The organism is Qipengyuania sp. R86523 (assembly GCF_044596365.1).
GTDB classification, from domain to species: domain Bacteria; phylum Pseudomonadota; class Alphaproteobacteria; order Sphingomonadales; family Sphingomonadaceae; genus Qipengyuania; species Qipengyuania citrea.
In genome coordinates this window covers 721,910-738,779 of record NZ_CP138997.1, presented here as the reverse complement: position 1 = coordinate 738,779, position 16,870 = coordinate 721,910, and the positions used below count along the sequence as shown (strand labels likewise).

15 protein-coding genes are annotated in these 16,870 nt (G+C 66.8%); 11 read left to right on the top strand and 4 right to left on the bottom strand.

The window, feature by feature from the left end:
* Positions 1 to 200 precede the first annotated feature (200 nt).
* Genes ilvD through SJY12_RS03575 form a run of 4 tightly spaced genes read left to right on the top strand, consistent with a single transcriptional unit; the run spans position 201 to position 5,011 of the window.
* Positions 201 to 2,048: a dihydroxy-acid dehydratase gene (ilvD, locus tag SJY12_RS03590; RefSeq protein ID WP_397506018.1), complete on the top strand. Its 1,848-nt coding sequence runs from the start codon at positions 201 to 203 to the stop codon at positions 2,046 to 2,048.
* 38 nt (positions 2,049 to 2,086) lie between these two features.
* Positions 2,087 to 2,440, top strand: coding sequence for a hypothetical protein (locus SJY12_RS03585; protein WP_397506017.1), 354 nt, complete (start codon positions 2,087 to 2,089; stop codon positions 2,438 to 2,440).
* Complete coding sequence (locus SJY12_RS03580) at positions 2,433 to 3,818, top strand: NAD(P)H-hydrate epimerase (protein WP_397506016.1); 1,386 nt, start codon at positions 2,433 to 2,435, stop codon at positions 3,816 to 3,818. Before SJY12_RS03585 ends, SJY12_RS03580 begins: the two co-directional genes overlap by 8 nt.
* Positions 3,815 to 5,011 (top strand): class I SAM-dependent RNA methyltransferase, encoded by a 1,197-nt coding sequence (locus SJY12_RS03575; protein WP_397506015.1) that lies wholly within the window; start codon positions 3,815 to 3,817, stop codon positions 5,009 to 5,011. The genes SJY12_RS03580 and SJY12_RS03575 overlap by 4 nt, the downstream gene beginning before the upstream one ends.
* Here the strand turns inward: SJY12_RS03575 and SJY12_RS03570 are convergent.
* The 4 genes from SJY12_RS03570 to SJY12_RS03555 are packed head-to-tail and all read right to left on the bottom strand — an operon-like array spanning position 4,996 to position 7,784.
* Entirely contained in the window at positions 4,996 to 5,784 is a 789-nt protein-coding gene (locus SJY12_RS03570) for a hydrolase 1, exosortase A system-associated (RefSeq protein WP_063506461.1), read from the bottom strand. The genes SJY12_RS03575 and SJY12_RS03570 overlap by 16 nt on opposite strands.
* Positions 5,781 to 6,461 carry a hypothetical protein gene (locus tag SJY12_RS03565; protein ID WP_397506014.1) on the bottom strand — a complete coding sequence of 227 codons (681 nt, stop codon included), beginning with the start codon at positions 6,459 to 6,461 and terminating at the stop codon, positions 5,781 to 5,783. The genes SJY12_RS03570 and SJY12_RS03565 overlap by 4 nt, the downstream gene beginning before the upstream one ends.
* A gap of 8 nt (positions 6,462 to 6,469) precedes the next feature.
* A complete protein-coding gene (locus SJY12_RS03560; protein WP_397506013.1) occupies positions 6,470 to 6,772 on the bottom strand; it encodes an acyl carrier protein in 303 nt (100 codons plus the stop codon).
* A gap of 46 nt (positions 6,773 to 6,818) precedes the next feature.
* A complete protein-coding gene (locus SJY12_RS03555; RefSeq protein ID WP_397506012.1) occupies positions 6,819 to 7,784 on the bottom strand; it encodes a GNAT family N-acetyltransferase in 966 nt (321 codons plus the stop codon).
* A 26-nt stretch (positions 7,785 to 7,810) separates the two neighbouring features.
* Here SJY12_RS03555 and SJY12_RS03550 point away from each other — a divergent pair, with 26 nt between their 5' ends.
* The 7 genes from SJY12_RS03550 (at position 7,811) to SJY12_RS03520 (ending at position 16,859) form a co-directional block, all read left to right on the top strand.
* Positions 7,811 to 9,325, top strand: a complete 1,515-nt coding sequence (locus SJY12_RS03550; protein WP_397506011.1) for an acyl-CoA ligase (AMP-forming), exosortase A system-associated — start codon at positions 7,811 to 7,813, stop codon at positions 9,323 to 9,325.
* Positions 9,322 to 10,548, top strand: a complete 1,227-nt coding sequence (locus SJY12_RS03545) for a pyridoxal-dependent decarboxylase, exosortase A system-associated (RefSeq protein ID WP_397506010.1) — start codon at positions 9,322 to 9,324, stop codon at positions 10,546 to 10,548. Before SJY12_RS03550 ends, SJY12_RS03545 begins: the two co-directional genes overlap by 4 nt.
* 160 nt (positions 10,549 to 10,708) lie before the next feature.
* Entirely contained in the window at positions 10,709 to 11,353 is a 645-nt protein-coding gene (locus SJY12_RS03540; protein ID WP_050601197.1) for an XrtA/PEP-CTERM system exopolysaccharide export protein, read from the top strand.
* Between the two features lie 14 nt (positions 11,354 to 11,367).
* Entirely contained in the window at positions 11,368 to 12,885 is a 1,518-nt protein-coding gene (locus SJY12_RS03535; RefSeq protein ID WP_050601198.1) for an XrtA system polysaccharide chain length determinant, read from the top strand.
* A 12-nt stretch (positions 12,886 to 12,897) separates the two neighbouring features.
* Positions 12,898 to 13,929 carry a capsular biosynthesis protein gene (locus SJY12_RS03530; protein ID WP_397506009.1) on the top strand — a complete coding sequence of 344 codons (1,032 nt, stop codon included), beginning with the start codon at positions 12,898 to 12,900 and terminating at the stop codon, positions 13,927 to 13,929.
* Between the two features lie 16 nt (positions 13,930 to 13,945).
* Entirely contained in the window at positions 13,946 to 15,610 is a 1,665-nt protein-coding gene (locus SJY12_RS03525) for a preprotein translocase subunit YajC (protein ID WP_397506008.1), read from the top strand.
* Between the two features lie 13 nt (positions 15,611 to 15,623).
* A complete protein-coding gene (locus tag SJY12_RS03520; RefSeq protein WP_397506007.1) occupies positions 15,624 to 16,859 on the top strand; it encodes an AAA family ATPase in 1,236 nt (411 codons plus the stop codon).
* The last annotated feature ends 11 nt before the right edge of the window (positions 16,860 to 16,870 follow it).

Genomic DNA, 16,870 nt, shown 5'->3' with positions numbered 1-16,870 from the left:
GCTGACGTGGCGTTAAAGAACGAAGGTCATCTGGGCCACTGCCTCCGCAGGGGCGACGCGGCGGATGCGGGGGGCTGACGGTTCCTCCGCTCCCCAGCGCGCAAATCCCGCATCTAGCTTCGCGTAAAGATTTTCCGCTTCGACCCGCACCCGCGATCCTCTAGTCTGTCCTCCTCCCCGAAGCCGACCGGACCAATATCATGCCTGCCTATCGTTCCCGCACCACCACCCACGGCCGCAACATGGCCGGCGCGCGCGGATTGTGGCGCGCGACGGGGATGAAGGATGGCGACTTCGGCAAGCCGATCATCGCCGTGGTCAACAGCTTCACGCAGTTCGTGCCTGGCCATGTCCACCTCAAGGACCTCGGCCAGCTGGTCGCGCGCGAGATCGAGGCAGCGGGCGGCGTGGCCAAGGAATTCAACACCATCGCGGTCGATGACGGGATCGCCATGGGGCACGACGGCATGCTCTATTCGCTGCCTAGCCGCGACCTCATCGCCGACAGCGTCGAATATATGGTCAACGCGCATTGCGCTGATGCGATGGTGTGCATTTCCAATTGCGACAAGATCACACCGGGCATGCTGATGGCCTCGATGCGGCTCAACATCCCCAGCGTGTTCGTTTCGGGCGGGCCGATGGAAGCGGGCAAGGTCGTGGTGAAGGGCAAGGAAGTCGCGCTCGACCTGGTCGATGCGATGGTCGCGGCGGCGGATGAGAGCTACACCGACGAGGAAGTGACCGCGATCGAGCAGAACGCCTGCCCGACCTGCGGTTCGTGCAGCGGCATGTTCACTGCCAATTCGATGAACTGCCTGACCGAAGCGCTCGGCCTTTCGCTGCCCGGCAACGGGTCCACGCTGGCGACGCATGCCGACAGGCAGGGGTTGTTCGAACGCGCGGGACGGCTCGTGGTGGCGCTCGCCAAGCGCTATTACGAGGAAGACGACGCAAGCGTCCTGCCGCGCACCATCGCCAGCTTCGAGGCGTTCGAAAACGCGATGAGCCTCGATATCGCCATGGGCGGGTCGACCAACACCGTGCTGCATTTGCTGGCCGCCGCGCATGAAGCCGGGGTCGATTTCACCATGAAGGACATCGACCGGTTGAGCCGCCAGGTGCCCTGCCTGTCGAAGGTCGCGCCTGCCAAGGACGATGTCCACATGGAAGACGTGCACCGCGCCGGCGGCATCATGGCCATCCTCGGCGAACTCGAGAAGGCGGGGCTGCTCCACACCGCGCTGCCGACCGTCCACAGCCCGACCATGGCCGATGCGCTGGACGATTGGGATATCGGCCGCACGCAGAACAACACGGTGCGCAATTTCTTTGCCGCCGCGCCGGGCGGGGTGCCGACACAGACCGCCTTCAGCCAGTCCAACCGCTGGCCCGAACTCGATCTCGATCGCGAAAACGGGGTGATCCGCAGCGCCGAGCACGCCTTCAGCAAGGATGGCGGACTGGCAGTGCTTTACGGCAATATCGCGCGCGACGGCTGCATCGTGAAGACCGCGGGGGTCGATGAAAGCATTCTCACCTTCTCCGGTCCGGCGAAGGTTTACGAAAGCCAGGACGATGCGGTCACCGCGATCCTCACCGGGCAGGTGGTCGAGGGCGACGTGGTGGTAATCCGCTACGAAGGGCCGCGCGGCGGGCCGGGGATGCAGGAAATGCTCTATCCGACCAGCTACCTCAAGTCGAAGGGCCTCGGCGCAGGCTGCGCGCTGCTGACCGACGGACGCTTTTCGGGCGGCACATCGGGGCTGTCGATCGGCCACGTTTCGCCCGAAGCGGCCGAGGGTGGGACCATCGGCCTGGTCGAAGAGGGCGATCTGATCGAAATCTCGATTCCCGAGCGTACGATCACCCTCGCCGTGCCCGACGACATGCTGGCGGAGCGGCGCGCCGCGATGGAAGCGCGCGGGTGGCAACCGGTCAAGCCGCGCGACCGGCGCGTCTCGCCCGCACTCGAGGCCTATGCCGCCATGACCACCAGCGCCGCACGCGGGGCCATCCGCGATGTCGGGCAGCTGAAAAAGCGCTGACACTTGCCCCGCGGCCGCGCGCGTGGCAGCGGCGGCGGATGGTCAAACCAAGATCCCTTTTATGCGCGCCGCTGGCGGCGCTGGCGCTGGCCGGCTGCGATGTATCCCCCGGGATCGAGAGCGAAGGCGGCACCAGCGTCGCCTGCGCGCTCGGCGGCGCGAGCGACTTTGCCAGCGAATGCCGCCTGATCCAGAGCGGCGAGGGCACGGGCGCGGTGTATCTCATGCGGCATCCCGATGGCGGTTTCCGGACGCTGGTGCCTGCAGACACCCCCGCCGGCCTTGCCGAATCCGACGGGTCGCAGATCGCGACCAGCAAGCGCGAGGGGGGCGACATTGTCCTGATGATCGGCGACGACCGCTACCGCTGGAAGGAACCGGCCGATGAGTGAGCCCGTGTTGACGGTCGAGCAGACGCGCGCGGCTGAGCGTGCCGCAGTGGATGCCGGGACCAGCGAATGGGAACTGATGCAACGCGCCGGTCGCGGCGCGGCGCTGTGGGTCATGCGCGCGGCTGCCGGGCGCGGCGTGACGGTGCTGTGCGGGCCGGGCAACAATGGCGGCAACGGCTATGTTATTGCGCAATGCCTGCATCGCGCAGGCTATGCCGTCGATGTCGTCGCGCCGCGCGAACCCTCCAGCACTGCGGCGCGCACCGCGCGGGCGCATTACGAGGGTCCCGTGAGCGAAGCGGCCCGGCTGCAGCACCCCGTGGTGGTGGATTGCCTGTTCGGCTACGGGCTGTCCCGCGCAGTCGAGGGCCCCTTTACCGAACTGCTCGAAGAGCTCGAAGCAAATGACTGTTATCGTATCGCAATCGACGTGCCCAGCGCGGTCGAAAGCGACAGCGGCCGGGTGCTCGGACCGCTGCCCCGCTACGATCTTACGCTGGCGCTCGGGGCATGGAAACAGGCACATGCCCTGATGCCCTCGGTTGCCCGGATGGGGGCCCTGCGACGTGTTCCGATCGGGATCGAGACCGGGGGCGGAACCGCGGCGTTTGCCGCGCCGCCGCGGCTCGGCGCTCCGGCGGCCGATGCCCACAAATACCGGCGAGGCCTGCTTGCGATCGTCGCCGGCGCGATGCCCGGCGCACCGCTGCTGTCGTCCGAGGCGGCAATGCGCGCGGGGGCGGGCTATGTGAAATTGCTCAGCGAACACGCGCATCCCGATGCCCCCGCCGAACTGGTGATCGAGCAGGGGGATTTCGCCGGGGCCATTGCGGATGAGAGGATCGCGGCGCTCCTGGTCGGCCCCGGGCTGGGGCGCGACGGCGCTGCCCGTTCACGGCTCGCGGCGGTCCTCGGCCGGGGGTTGCCGGCGGTGCTCGACGCCGACGCGCTGCATCTGCTCGATGCTGGGCTGCTGGCGGAGGCCGATGCTTCGAAGCTGTGCGTTACCCCGCATGAAGGCGAACTGGCGGCGCTGTGCGCGGCGTTCGGCGTCACGGCGGAGTGCAAGCTCGACCGCGCACGGCGGCTTCATGACGTCACCGGGATGACCGTGCTGGCCAAGGGCGCAGACACGATACTCGTGGCTGGCGGCATGACGTCATTCTTCCCGCGCGGGTCCAGCTGGCTTTCGGTCGCGGGCACCGGCAACGTCCTTGCCGGCATCTTCGCTTCGCGGCTCGCGGTACACGGCAATACGCGCCGCGCTGGCGAAGAAGCGGTGTGGTTGCATCACGAAGCGGCGCGGCGCGCGGGTCCTGCCTTTACTGCCGGCGAGCTGGCCTGGGCGGTCCGGACCGCAATGGAGACATTTCTGTGAGCGACAGCGAGATCATCGAACGGATCGCCGCCCGCGGTGACGGCATCACGGCATCGGGCCGCCACGTCGCGGGCGCTGTACCCGGCGACGCGGTTGCCGCCGATGGGACGCTGGTTGCCGGGCCGCATCATGTCACGCCCCCGTGCCGCCATTTCCCGGAATGCGGCGGCTGCCAGTTGCAGCAGGCCGATGAAACCGCGCTGCGCCAGTTCGTTACCGACCGGGTCGTCCATGCCGCCGAAGGGCAGGGCATTGCCATCGGCGAGGTGCTGCCGACGCATCTCTCGCCAGCCAATTCGCGGCGCCGCGCGACGCTGCACGCGCTGCGCACGGCCCGGGGTGCAGTGCTCGGTTTTCGCGAAGGCGGGGCGCATCGCATCGTCGACATGCGCGAATGCCACATCCTCGTGCCCGAGCTATTCGCACTGGTGGGGCCGCTGCGTTCGCTGGTTGCCGAACATGGGGCACGCCAGCCGGTCGATATCGAACTCACGCTGGTCGACGAAGGCGTGGACTGCACGCTCAAGGGGATCGAGGCGGATGGCCTCGCGGCGACCGAGGCGCTGCTCGATTTCGCGCGCGACAATGCGCTCGCCCGGCTCTCGCTCGATCGCGGTTTCGGCCCCGAGACCGTGTGGGAACCGCAGCCGCTGACGGTCACGCTCGGCTCGTTCCCGGTACCCTTCCCGCAGGGCAGTTTCCTGCAGCCCACCAAGGATGGGGAGGGCGTGCTGGTCGGCGATGCACGCGCCTTCCTCGACGGGGCGACGACGATTGCGGATCTGTTTTCGGGTCTCGGGACCTTCGCGTTCGCGCTGGCGGGGCCGCGCAAGGTGCTGGCGGCCGAGGCCGCGCGCGACGCGCATCTGGCGTGCAAGGCCGCGGCCAACATGCGCGGTGTGCCCGTGCTTGCGCTGCACCGCGACCTGTTCCGCAATCCCTTGCAGTCCGAGGAAGCCGGGCGCTTCGGCGCGATCCTGCTCGATCCGCCGCGCGCGGGTGCGCGCGACCAGGTGGCGCAGATTGCTGCCAGCGATGCCGCGCGCGTGGCATATGTCAGCTGCAATCCTGCCAGCTGGGCGCGCGATGCGAGGACGCTGGTCGAGGCGGGGTTCAGGCTCGAAAAGCTGCGTCCAGTCGGCCAGTTCCGCTGGTCGACGCATGTCGAGCTGTCGAGCTACTTCACCCGGTAGGCACGCAGCGTTTCGAGCAGGCGGGCGCGCAGCCAGGCGCGCGCTTCGCCATCCGAAAAGGCGTGATCCGCCCCCGGGCACCGCGCGATCCGCTCATCGTCTGCATCCCAGCGCTCGGCAAAGACTTGCGCGGTGCGATCGGCTTCGGCGAGCAGGAAGCGCACCGGCCCGCCAAAGCTGTCGAGCCCGCTCTTCATCTGGTCGGCGAGCGACGAGGGGGTGCTGCGCGGGCGCATCGCCTTGACCATCCCGCGCGACAGTTTCTTTAGGTCGACACCGCCTGAAAGGAGCCGGGCAAGTTCCTGCGGATTCTTCAGTTTTTGTGCATAGCGCGAACGGATGGCCGCGGGCGGCGGGGTGCTGTCTTCGCTTTCGTCAATCGTCCACGGGTTGCTGAGGACCAGGGCATCGCATTCCGCGCCCCCGGCCAGCATGAGGGCGCTGGCAGCATCGCAATTGCCGAATGCCACCACGCGCTGGACCTGCGGAGCGATTGCGCGGAAGGCGAGCAGCGCGGCCGCGATATCGCGGCCCGAGCGGCGGAACCCGCGATTGATGCCCTCACTGTCGCCGATCCCGCGCCGGTCGAAGCGGAACACCGGGAAACCGGCGCGCGCGATCGAGGCGGCAAGCTGCGACTGGCCGTTGAACGCGCCCGCGCGTATCTCGTTGCCCCCGCTGACGATCAGCAGCCCGGTGGTACCCGGGGCGCTGTCCAGCGTGGCACCGCAGCGCTGCTCGCGGCATTCGAAGGTAAGATGCAACCTGCTCATCGGTCGGCCATTTCTGCCATCACGATCGCCGCGAGCGTGTCGGCCTGCGCGGCATCGAAATCGTTTTCGGCGCGCAGCCACAGCGGCCGCCCGCCAAGCTCGGCCTGTTCGACGATCCGGTGCCGCGGCGAAGGATCGTAAACTGCCGTTTCCAGTTCGCCGACCAGCTCGGCGCCGAGCTGCCAGCCCGCGAGCACGATGCCGTTCGACCGCGCATCGTCGAGCAGTGCCTCGGCGGTTTCCGGATGCCCGGTTTCCTTTGCGGCCAGCACCCGTGCGCGCAGCATGTTGCGCAGGACCTGTGCAGGCTTTGCAGGAGCATAGAGCGCGGCGGGCATGTCATCGGGCACCAGCCAGCAGCCCGACCGCATCGCAAGGACATGCGCGGCACCGAAATGCGCGGCAGCTGCTCCGACCGCCTGCCGCCAGCCGGCGAGCGTCTGCGCCTGTAGCGGCGCCATGCTTTCGTTGCAGCCGGGCAGGTCGGGGAGGAAACAATCCACGCCGCCTTCATCGAGTCTGCGCATGATTTCAGAGAGTTGATGGCGGAATTTGTTGGCTTCATCGAACAGCGGGGGAATCACCAGCAAGCGCCGGGACCGCCGTTGTTCGAAGCACAGCGCCATTTCCTCGCCCGACGTGCCGTCCAGCAGCGGGCAAGGCCATGTGACATACATGTGCGCGGTCAGCTTTCGACGACCTTGGCTTCGGCGAAAGCCAGCAGGCCGCTGTAGGTTTCGAGCATTTCGCCATCGACGTCCTCGTCTTCGATGACAATGTCGAGCCGGTCTTCCATTTCGGTAAGCAGGCCCGCGACGGCCATCGAGTCGAGTTCGGGAAGGTGGCCGAACAGCCCGGTATCGCCATCGAAGCCGTCGACCTGAGCCTGGTCGAGGTCGAGAACGTCGCGCAGGATCGCGCGCAGCGTCTGGTCGATGTCGCTGCGGCTCGGCCCGGTCGGTGCGGCGTGTGCGGTTTCGGCGTTCATTTCCTCGGCTTCCCCTGCCTTTGGCCCTGGATTGGAGGCGCTGCCCTTAGCTGGGCCTATTGTGCGGTGCAAGGTGGCGGACCCACGCCCTGGCGATGGCCGGCCAGGCCCGCGGTTGGCGCCAGTCGAGACAATCGAGCCGGTAGCGCGGCCGGTTCGCTTCCATCCAGTCGCGCTTGTAGGCATCAGCGCCGGTACCGAAATCGACCAGCGACACGCCATCCGTATCGATAACCCGCTCGAACAGCGCCGCGCTCAGCGTCGTCCCCGCCGAAAGCGGTTTGGCCGCCTCGATATGCGCCAGCTTGTGGATATAGGCGGTACCGCCTTCCACCGTCCAGAACTGCGCCGCGACCGGCTCGCCAGCGGCATAGGCGAGCCCCAGCCGGATCCGGCCGGCAGCGCCTTCTGCGCGGGCAAACGCCTCGAGGATATCCGCGCGTTCCTCCCGCGGCTTCCAGCTTTGTGCATAGACCGCTTGATAGTCGGCCCAGGCCGCCTCGTCGAACCGGGTGAGGATCTTCACCTCGACCTTGCGCGCCTTGCGCTTGAGCGTGGTCCGCATCTTGCCCGGGCGCGCGGCCCAGTACTCGGCAAAGCTGCGGCCTTCGACCGGGAGCACGTGGTTTTCATCGCAGGTGCTGCGAAAGACCAGCCAGCCGGCCTCGCGGAACGCCTGTTCGAGCGCGTCCGCACTACCGTCCTCGCCGGGAACGGGGGCAAGCACGATCCGGCCGGCCTGTCGCCGCAGGTCGCGGGCGAGGGCGGTGAGCAGGGCTTGCGAACGGCCCAGCGGGCGCCAGCTGAAGCTGAACCAGTAGGTCAGGCTGGCGAGGTGTTCATGTTCGCGCCGCAGCGGCAGCAGCACGCGCTCATCCCCGCGCTCGGCCATGGCGGCCAGCACGGGGCCGAGCAGGCCGAACCACTCCAGCCTGTCGAAAGGACCGTCCTGCGGCCAATCCAGCGCTTGCAGTTTGGTAAGGCTCTCGTGATAGCTGACCGCGATGTCCACCGGATTTCCCTCACTCAGGAGCGTTAATGCCTGATTCCACGCCGCAGCCGCTCGATCGACTGACCGGGCGCGGGCGAGACGATGCGCCTGCGCTCGTTCTGCGCGAGCGTACGCTTACCCATGCCGAGCTGAGAAAGCGAGTGGGCCTGCTTGCAGGCTGGCTTGCAGGCCGGGTGCCGGCGGGCACGCGTGTCGCCAGCTGGGCGGCGAAGGGCGAATTGACCTGCCTGCTGCCGCTCGCCGCGGCCCGCGCGGGCGTGGTGCACGTACCGATCAATCCGCTGCTCAAGCGCGCGCAGGTCGCGCATATCCTTGCCGACAGCGGCGCTGTGTTGCTGATGGGGACCAGGGCCCGGTTGGCCACGCTGAAGGACGCGGACCTGCCACCAGCGTGTTCGCCGATCGACGAAGCCGATGTCTTCGCGCTGGCCGAAGCGCAGGGCGACCATGCAGGGCCATCCGCGCACGATCCGGACGCCTTGGCGGCCATCCTCTACACCAGCGGTTCGACCGGCCGGCCCAAGGGCGTCATGCTGAGCCATGCGAATATGTGGCTGGGCGCGGTCAGCGTGGCGCATTACCTCGGCATGGCGGAGGACGATGTGACGCTGGCGGTGCTCCCGCTGAGTTTCGATTACGGCCAGAGCCAGCTGCTATCGACCTGGTATGCGGGGGGCTGCGTGGTCCCGCTCGATTATCTCTTCCCGCGCGATGTGGCGAAAGCCTGCGCCCGGCATGCGGTGACGACGCTCGCTGCGGTGCCGCCCCTGTGGCTGCAACTGACCGACGTCGAATGGCCTGCGGAGGCGATCGGGAGCATGCTGCGGCTGACCAATTCCGGCGGCGCGCTGACGCTCGACCTCGTACGAAATTTGCGCGGCATGTTCCCGCAATCACAACTTTTTCCGATGTATGGCCTGACCGAGGCATTCCGTTCGACCTATCTCGATCCGGCGCTGGTCGATACCCATCCGACATCGATGGGCCGGGCCATTCCCTTCGCCGAGATACTGGTGATGGCCGACGATGGTTCGCTGGCCGGACCGGGTCAGGAAGGCGAACTGGTGCACTGCGGACCGCTGGTGGCGCAGGGGTACTGGCAGGATGCCGAGCGTACAGCCGAACGCTTCAAGCCGGCCCCGGCGATGTCCGAATATGGCGGCACGGCCGTCTGGTCGGGCGACCGGGCCTTGCGCGATGCGGACGGGCTGCTCCATTTCGTCGGACGGCGCGATGCGATGATCAAGAGCGCGGGGAACCGTATCAGTCCGCAGGAAATCGAGAGCGCTGCCGTGGCGAGCGGCCTGGTGGCCGAAGCGGTCGCGCTCGGGGTCCATGACGAACGCCTCGGTCACGCGATCCATCTCGTCGTGCGTCCTGCCGTAGGCTCGGACGACCCCGAAAGCGGTCTTCGCAAGGCCCTGCAGAAGGAACTGCCCAATTTCATGCAACCGCACGTGATCCATTGGCGCGACACGCTGCCGCTCAATCCCAACGGCAAACTCGACCGGACCGCGATCGCCGCGGAGATCGGCGCATGAAGCCGCTGGGACCCATTCCCGCGGGCTATACCGCGATCGGCGGCGAGCTGGCCATCGGGGGCAAGCCCGCCAGTCATTGGGTGGAGGCTGCGGGGCGGACCCCGCTGTTCGTCTATTCGAAGGATTTGATAACGCACCGCCTTGCCGATCTGCGCGCGGCGATGCCCGACCGGGTCAAGATCAATTATGCAATCAAGGCCAACAGTTTCGCGCCGGTTCTTGAGCATGTCTCGACGCTAGCGGACGGGCTCGATATCGCATCGGGCGGCGAGCTGGAAATGGTCCGGGCAATGGGTTTCGACCTGACGCGGGTGAGTTTCGCCGGGCCGGGCAAGCGCGACAGCGAACTGGAAGCGGCTATTGCCGCAGGCGTCACGCTCAACCTCGAAAGCGAGGCCGAGGCCGACCGCGCGCTGGGTATCGCCGCGCGGCTCGGCAAGACCCCGCGGATGGCGATCCGCGTCAATCCCGATTTCGAACTCAAGGGATCGGGAATGAAGATGGGCGGCGGCCCCAAGCCATTCGGGATCGATGCCGAGCGGGTGCCGGCACTGATCGCACGGATCATTACGGCAGACTGCGAATTTCGCGGATTGCATATCTTTACCGGCAGCCAGGCGCTGTCGGCCGAAGCGGTGATCGACATGCAGGCGAAGGTGCTCGATTGCGCCGACCGCCTGGCTGGCGAGGCGGGGGTCAAGCTGCCCAAGCTCAACATGGGGGGCGGCTTCGGCATTCCCTATTTCCCGGGTGACGAACCGCTGGACATAGCTGCCGTAGGGGCCGCGCTGCACGACCGCTTCGCGCACCTGCCCGAGACGCTGGCCGATGCTGAACTCTTTCTTGAACTCGGCCGCTATCTTGTTGGCGAAGCTGGGGTTTATCTCACACGTATCGTCGATCGCAAGGACAGCTACGGCGAAACCTATCTGATTACCGATGGCGGCCTGCATCACCAGCTGGCGGCATCGGGCAATTTCGGCACGGTGGTCCGGCGCAATTATCCGGTGGCGATCGCCAGCCGCTTTGCCGCCGAACCGGAAGAAACCGCGAATGTGGTCGGCTGCCTGTGCACCCCGCTCGACCGGCTTGCGGACAAGGCGCATCTGCCCCGCGCCGAGGTGGGCGATCTGGTCGCGGTGTTCTGCGCGGGGGCCTATGGCGCCAGCGCGTCACCCAGCGCCTTCCTCGGACAGGGGCCGGCGGCCGAAATGCTGGTGTGAACGTGGCGGGGTAAGGCCCGCAAATCCTGCGGTTTCTGCGGTTCCCGGGCGCTATGGCTAACTGTATGTTCACCTTTCTTGGGCAATAGTCTTCCCAAACAGGGGCCAACGGGCGCAATCGGCGTCCGAAACGGCCGTGGACAGATGCCGGGATAGATACATGCGTTTGAACCGACCAAGCTTGCTTTTTGCCGGATGCGCCGCACCCATGCTGATGCTGGCGGGCTGTGCCGCCGGCGGCAACACCGAGCTTCCCCCCGCGACTTTCGTCGCCATGCAGGAAGGCCCGGGCGAGGAATATGTGATCGGTCCGCTCGACCAGCTGACCATCCATGTCTGGCGCAATCCCGAACTGGGTGCGGAAAAGATCCAGGTGCGCCCCGATGGCCGCATCACCATCCCGCTGGTCAAGGACATGCCGGCGGTGGGCAAGACACCATCGATGCTCGAGGAGGATATCCGCCTCCAGCTCAGCCAGTATATCGAGGATCCGCTGGTCTCGGTCATCGTCAACGAATTTGCCGGGACCTTCAGCCAGCAGATCCGCATTGTCGGCGCCACGGCGCAGCCGGCCTCGCTGCCCTATCGCGCGAACATGACCGTGCTCGACGCGATGATCGCGGTCGGCGGCCTATCCGAGTTCGCCGCCGGCAATCGCGCCAAGCTGATCCGTTTCGACAAGCAGCTCGGCCGCCAGCGCGAATATGCGCTGCGCCTGACCGATCTGCTCAAGCGGGGCGACAGCAAGGCCAATGTGCTGCTGCAGCCGGGTGATGTGATCATCATCCCCGAAAGCACCTTCTAGGGGACTGCGGGGGCATGCAGGAAGTCGTCGAAGAACTTCGCAGCGCGCTGCATACGGTGTGGAACCGCCGCTGGCTCGCGCTCGCGGTGGCCTGGGCCGTGTGCATCCTCGGCTGGCTGGCGGTTGCGTTCATCCCCAACAGCTATGAAAGCCGGGCGCGGATCTATGTCGAGCTCGAGGATGTCCTGTCCGAGCAGCTGGAGATTTCCGGCGACGGCAAGCAGGCGATCACCAAGGTCCGCCAGACGCTGGTCAGCGCGGTCAACCTCGAGCGCGTGGTACGCAGCACCAAGCTGGGCGAAAAGGTCGCCACCGACAATGAGATGCAGAGCGCGGTGCAGAGCCTGACCGAGAACATCGTGGTCGAGAGCGAGCAGGACAATCTGTTCACGATCACTGCGACGGTCGGCAAGTCGAGCCTGAGCGATGCCGAGAACGCCGCGCTGGCGAAAGACGTGGTTCAGAAGCTGATCGATATCTTCCGCGAATCGAACATCGCGGGCAACCGCGGCGATGTCGCCGATACGATCGCGTTTCTCGACCAGCAGCTCGACGACCGCAAGGCCGAGCTCGAAGCCGCCGAACAGCGGCGCCTGGCCTTCGAGGCGGAACACCCAGACCTGATCGGCGGCACTGGCACCGTGACCGGTCGCCTGCAGACGATGCGCACCGAAATGCGCGGGATCGATGCCGATATCGCCGCGGCGCAAAGCGCGCTGGCGGCCATCAACGGCCAGATCGCCAGCACGCCGCGCAGCATCGTGACCGCCGGGGGCGGTGGCGCACGCGGGGCGTTGATGCAGGCGCAATCGAACCTCTCGGCCATGCGTGCGCGCGGCCTGACCGACAGCCATCCCGACGTGCAGGCGCAGCAGCGCCAGATCGCCTCGCTGCGCGAACAGGCAGCCAGCGAACCGGCGGGTTCGGGCGGTTCGCCCAACCCGGCCTATACTTCGCTGATGTCGATCCGCGCCGAACGCCAGGCCAATGTGCAGGCGCTGCAGGCCCGCAAGGCGGCGGTGCAATCGGACATTTCCGCGCTGATCGCCGCGCAGGCCAACGAGCCTGCCGTGGCGGCCGAAGCCAATCGCATCAGCCGCGACTACGAAGTGCTGAAGGACAAGTATGACGACTTGCTCAACGACCGCGAGGAAATGCGGCTGCGCGGGCAGGTCGAAACCGAACGCAGCGCGTTCCAGTTCGAGGTGATCGACCCGCCCACCGCGCCGCGCAATCCCGCGGCTCCCAACCGGCCGCTGCTGCTGCTGGGCGTGCTGATCGTCGGCCTCGGCGCGGGCGCGGGGGCCGCATTCGTCCTCGGCCAGCTCCGTTCGAGCTTCACCACCGCGGACAAGCTCGAGCGCTCGCTCGACCTGCCGGTGATCGGGACGATTTCGCGTTCGGTCACCGAAGCGGCGCGCAAGCACCAGAAACTCCGTCTGAAGCAATTCTTCGCCGGTGTCGGTGCGCTGGGAGCGGTATGCTTCCTGCTGCTGGTCGTCGAAATCGTCCAGGTCGGATCGGTGGCCTGAGGGAACATGGCAGTGAACAAACCCACGCAGATAGAGCCGTCGAACGATGACGATGGCAAGCCCAAGCGGGCATCGCTTCTCGAACGCGCCAGTGGCACCTTCGGCTTCGACCGGCTGATTCCCGCCGCGGTTCCGGCCAAGCTCGACAGCGACAAGGCGAAGAAATTCGCCCCGCGGCGGACCATCGAGGTGACGCCGACGCCCGCGCCGGCACCCGTACCGCAGCGCCGCGCGAGCGATGCGCATACGTCTACCGCTCCCGAGCCGGTGGTTGTTCCACCCGCCGATGTGGAACCCGACCGCCCGGTAGTCGCCTTTACCGGTCCGAAACGCGAAATCGTGCGCGCCATGCTGCGCGAGCAGGGCCTGATCGATCCCGATGGCGGGGCATCGACGCTGCTCGAGGAATTCCGCATCGTGAAGCGCCAGGTGCTGGCCACCACCAAGACCGAGGGCAGCCAGCTGGCGCGCCGCGTGCTGGTCTGTTCGCCGCACCCCAACGAGGGCAAGACCTTCTGTGCGCTCAATCTCGCCATCGCGCTGGCGGGCGAACGCGACATGGAAGTGCTGCTGGTGGATGCCGATTTCGGCAATCCGTCGGTCATGGAGAAACTCGGCCTGCAGGAATCCGCGGGCTTCATGGACGTGCTGTCCGACCCTGCTGCGCAGGTCGCGGACTTCGTCGTCGGTACCGATATTCCCGGGCTGTTCGTCCTGCCCGCGGGCAAGCGCACCGGGCGTGACAGCGAATATCTTTCGAGCGAGCGCACCCGCGATGTGCTCGACCAGCTCACGCGCGGCGCGCGCAACCGGATCATCGTGTTCGACAGCCCTCCGGCACTCGCCGCGACGCCGGCTGCCGAGCTTGCCAAGCAGGTGGGCCAGGCATTGCTGGTCGCCCGCGCCGATCTGACCGGGCGCGCGGCGCTGGAAGATGCGGTCGACCTGCTTTCGGCCTGTCCCGACATCAAGCTGCTGCTCAACGATGCGACCTTCAGCCCCAGCGGGCGCAGGTTCGGAACCTACTACGGATATGGCGAGTAAGCCCATGATCTACCGAATGAAAACACCCTATCTGGCAAGCGCCGCGACGGCTGTTGCGCTGTTTGGCGCCGCGCCGCTGCAGGCCCAGTCCTACCAGGGGGCCGACAGCGGTTCGGCGGGCAGCGCGGCCGAAGGCGTGTCCACTGGCGGCGGGCGCACCAGCATCGATCCCTATATCGAGGCCAATTCGCTGGCGAGCTGGCAGATATCGCCGGGCAGCGATGTGGTTACCTACACGCAACTTGCCGCAGGGGTCGACGCCTCGATCGCCGGGCGCAACAACGGCGGCAGCGTGTCGGTGCGTTACGAACGCAATTTCGCGCACCAGTCCAACGGCGCCGATTCGGACACGATCACCGGCGTGGCGCGCGGCTATGCCTCGATCATCCCGCGCGTCCTGACGGTGGAAGCGGGCGCGCTGGCCAGCAGCACGCGCGTGGATGCGCAGGGCCGTTCGGTGATCAATCCGATCGTCGACGATACGCTTTCGACCCAGACATACTCCGCCTATGCCGGACCCACGCTGCAGACGCGCGCGGGCGATGTCGAAGTGAACGCGAACTACCGTATCGGCTATACGCGCGTCGACAGCCCCGATTTCATCCCCGCCACAGGCACCGCTGCCGACCTGTTCGACGAAAGCGTTTCGCACAGCGCCAGCGTGCGCGCGGGAACGCGGCCCGGCCAGCCGCTACCGGTCGGTCTCGGGGTCGGTGCCGGCTACTACCAGGAAGATGTCTCCAACCTCGATCAGCGCGTGCGCGATGCCTATGTCCGCGGCGACGTGACCGTTCCCGTCACGCCGACGCTGGCAATCGTCGCGGGTGCGGGCATCGAGGACGTCGAAGTGTCGAGCCGCGATGCGGTGCGCGATGCTGCGGGCAACCCGGTCATCGGCGACAATGGCCGTTTCATTACCGATGAGGCGAGCCCGCGGATCATCGCCTATGAAGCCAGCGGCCTCATCTGGGATGTCGGGGTCGTATGGTCGCCGAGCAGCCGGACGCAGCTCGAAGCGCGGTTCGGCCATCGCTATGACAGCGAAACCTTCTACGGCAGCTTCAGCTGGCGGCCGAGCAGCCGCAGCAGTTTGCAGATCGGTGTCTACGACGGCATTCAGGGATTCGGCGGCCGGCTCAACAATTCGCTCGCCGCATTGCCCACCGATTTCACCGTCTCGCGCGATCCGGTCACGGGCGAGCTGACCGGCTGCGTCAGCTCGATCGACGGCAGCGGCTGCCTCGACGGCCTGCTCGGCTCGCTCCGCTCTTCGGTCTTCCGGGGCCGCGGCGTGGTCGGCAGCTACAGCCGCCAGATCGGCCGCATGACCGCCAGCATCGGCGCGGGCTACGATCGCCGGACATTCATCGGTGCGCCCGGCACGGTGCTCGAACTGGCCGACGGCCTCGTGGATGAAAGCTATTACGTGACGGCCGGCTTGTCTGGTCCGGTCGGCCAGCGCGGCCGCTTCTCGGTCAACAGCTATGCCAACCGTTTCGAAAGCGGAACGGCGGGCGCCGAAGATGTGACCGCGATTGGCGGATCGGCCAGCTACAGCGAAGAGGTCATCCGCAATCTCTCGGCGCGCGCGGCGGTGGCGATCTCGATGCTCGACAGCGATATCGCGCCCGACAATTTCACCACTGCATCGGCCCTGCTCGGCCTGCGGTACGATTTCTGATAGGACTGCGCAGATGTACGAAGAATATTACGGTTTCAGCGAGCGTCCTTTCCAGCTCACGCCCGACCCGGCGTTCTATTACGAAAGCGTCACGCACAAGAAGGCGCTGAGCTATCTCGGGTACGGCCTCAACCAGGGCGAAGGCTTCGTCGTCATCACCGGCGAGGTCGGCTCGGGCAAGTCGACGCTGGTGGCCCATCTCAAGCAGAAGCTCGACAGCGACCGCATGACCGTGGGCGAAGTGGTGACCAGCGCGCTCGATGGCGAGGAAATGATCCATGTCGCAGCGCGCAGCTTCGGGCTCGACGCGGGCGGCGACAAGGCTGCCGACCTCGCAGCGATCGAGATGTTCCTGCACGAAGAGGCGCGCAATGGCCGCCGGGCGCTGCTGATCGTCGACGAGGCGCAGAACCTGTCGATCGGCGCGCTCGAAGAACTGCGGATGCTGTCGAACTTCCAGCTCGGTTCGCACCCGCTGCTGCAGACGCTGTTGCTCGGCCAGCCCGAGTTCAAGCAGCTGCTGGCGCATTCGGACGAGCTCGAGCAGCTCCGCCAGCGCGTCATCGCCGCACACCATCTCGAACCGATGCAGCCGGGCGAGATCGAACCCTATGTCGAGCATCGCCTGCGCCATGTCGGCTGGGACGAGCATCCCGAACTCGACGGGAGCATGTGGGTCAAGCTGCACAAGGCGACCGGCGGTATTCCGCGCAAGATCAACCAGGTCATGACCCGGTTGCTGCTGCTGGGTTCGGTCGAGGAAAAGTCCCGGCTTGATGTCGAGATGCTCGACACGGTGGTCGAGGAGATGTCCGGCGATGCGGCACCGGCCGAAGACCATGTCGTGAAGCCGCGGCCCGACCGCGATGGCCGCGCGCTCGAAGCGATCGCCCGGGCCAGGCAGGAAGCGCGGCAGGCCGAAGCCACCGCGGCGACAACCGGCGCGAAGGGCGGCAAGCCTGCGACGGATGCGGCCACCGGTGCGGATCCGCAGCAGACCGGCTTGCTCGATCACCAGATCCAGGCGATCGAAGCTGCCTTCGCCGAACGCGACAAGCATCTGCGTGCCATGCGCGAGGAAGTGGACAAGCTCGCCAAGGCGCCTGCGGCAGGCGAAGCGTCTGGTGACACTGGCGAGCGCCTGTCGGCCATCGAGGCGCGCCTCGACGAGCAGGAGCGCTCGCTGCGGCATGTGCTCGCGATGATGATCGACTATTTCGAATCGCAGGGTTCGCGCGCCGCAGCGTGATGCCGGGGAGG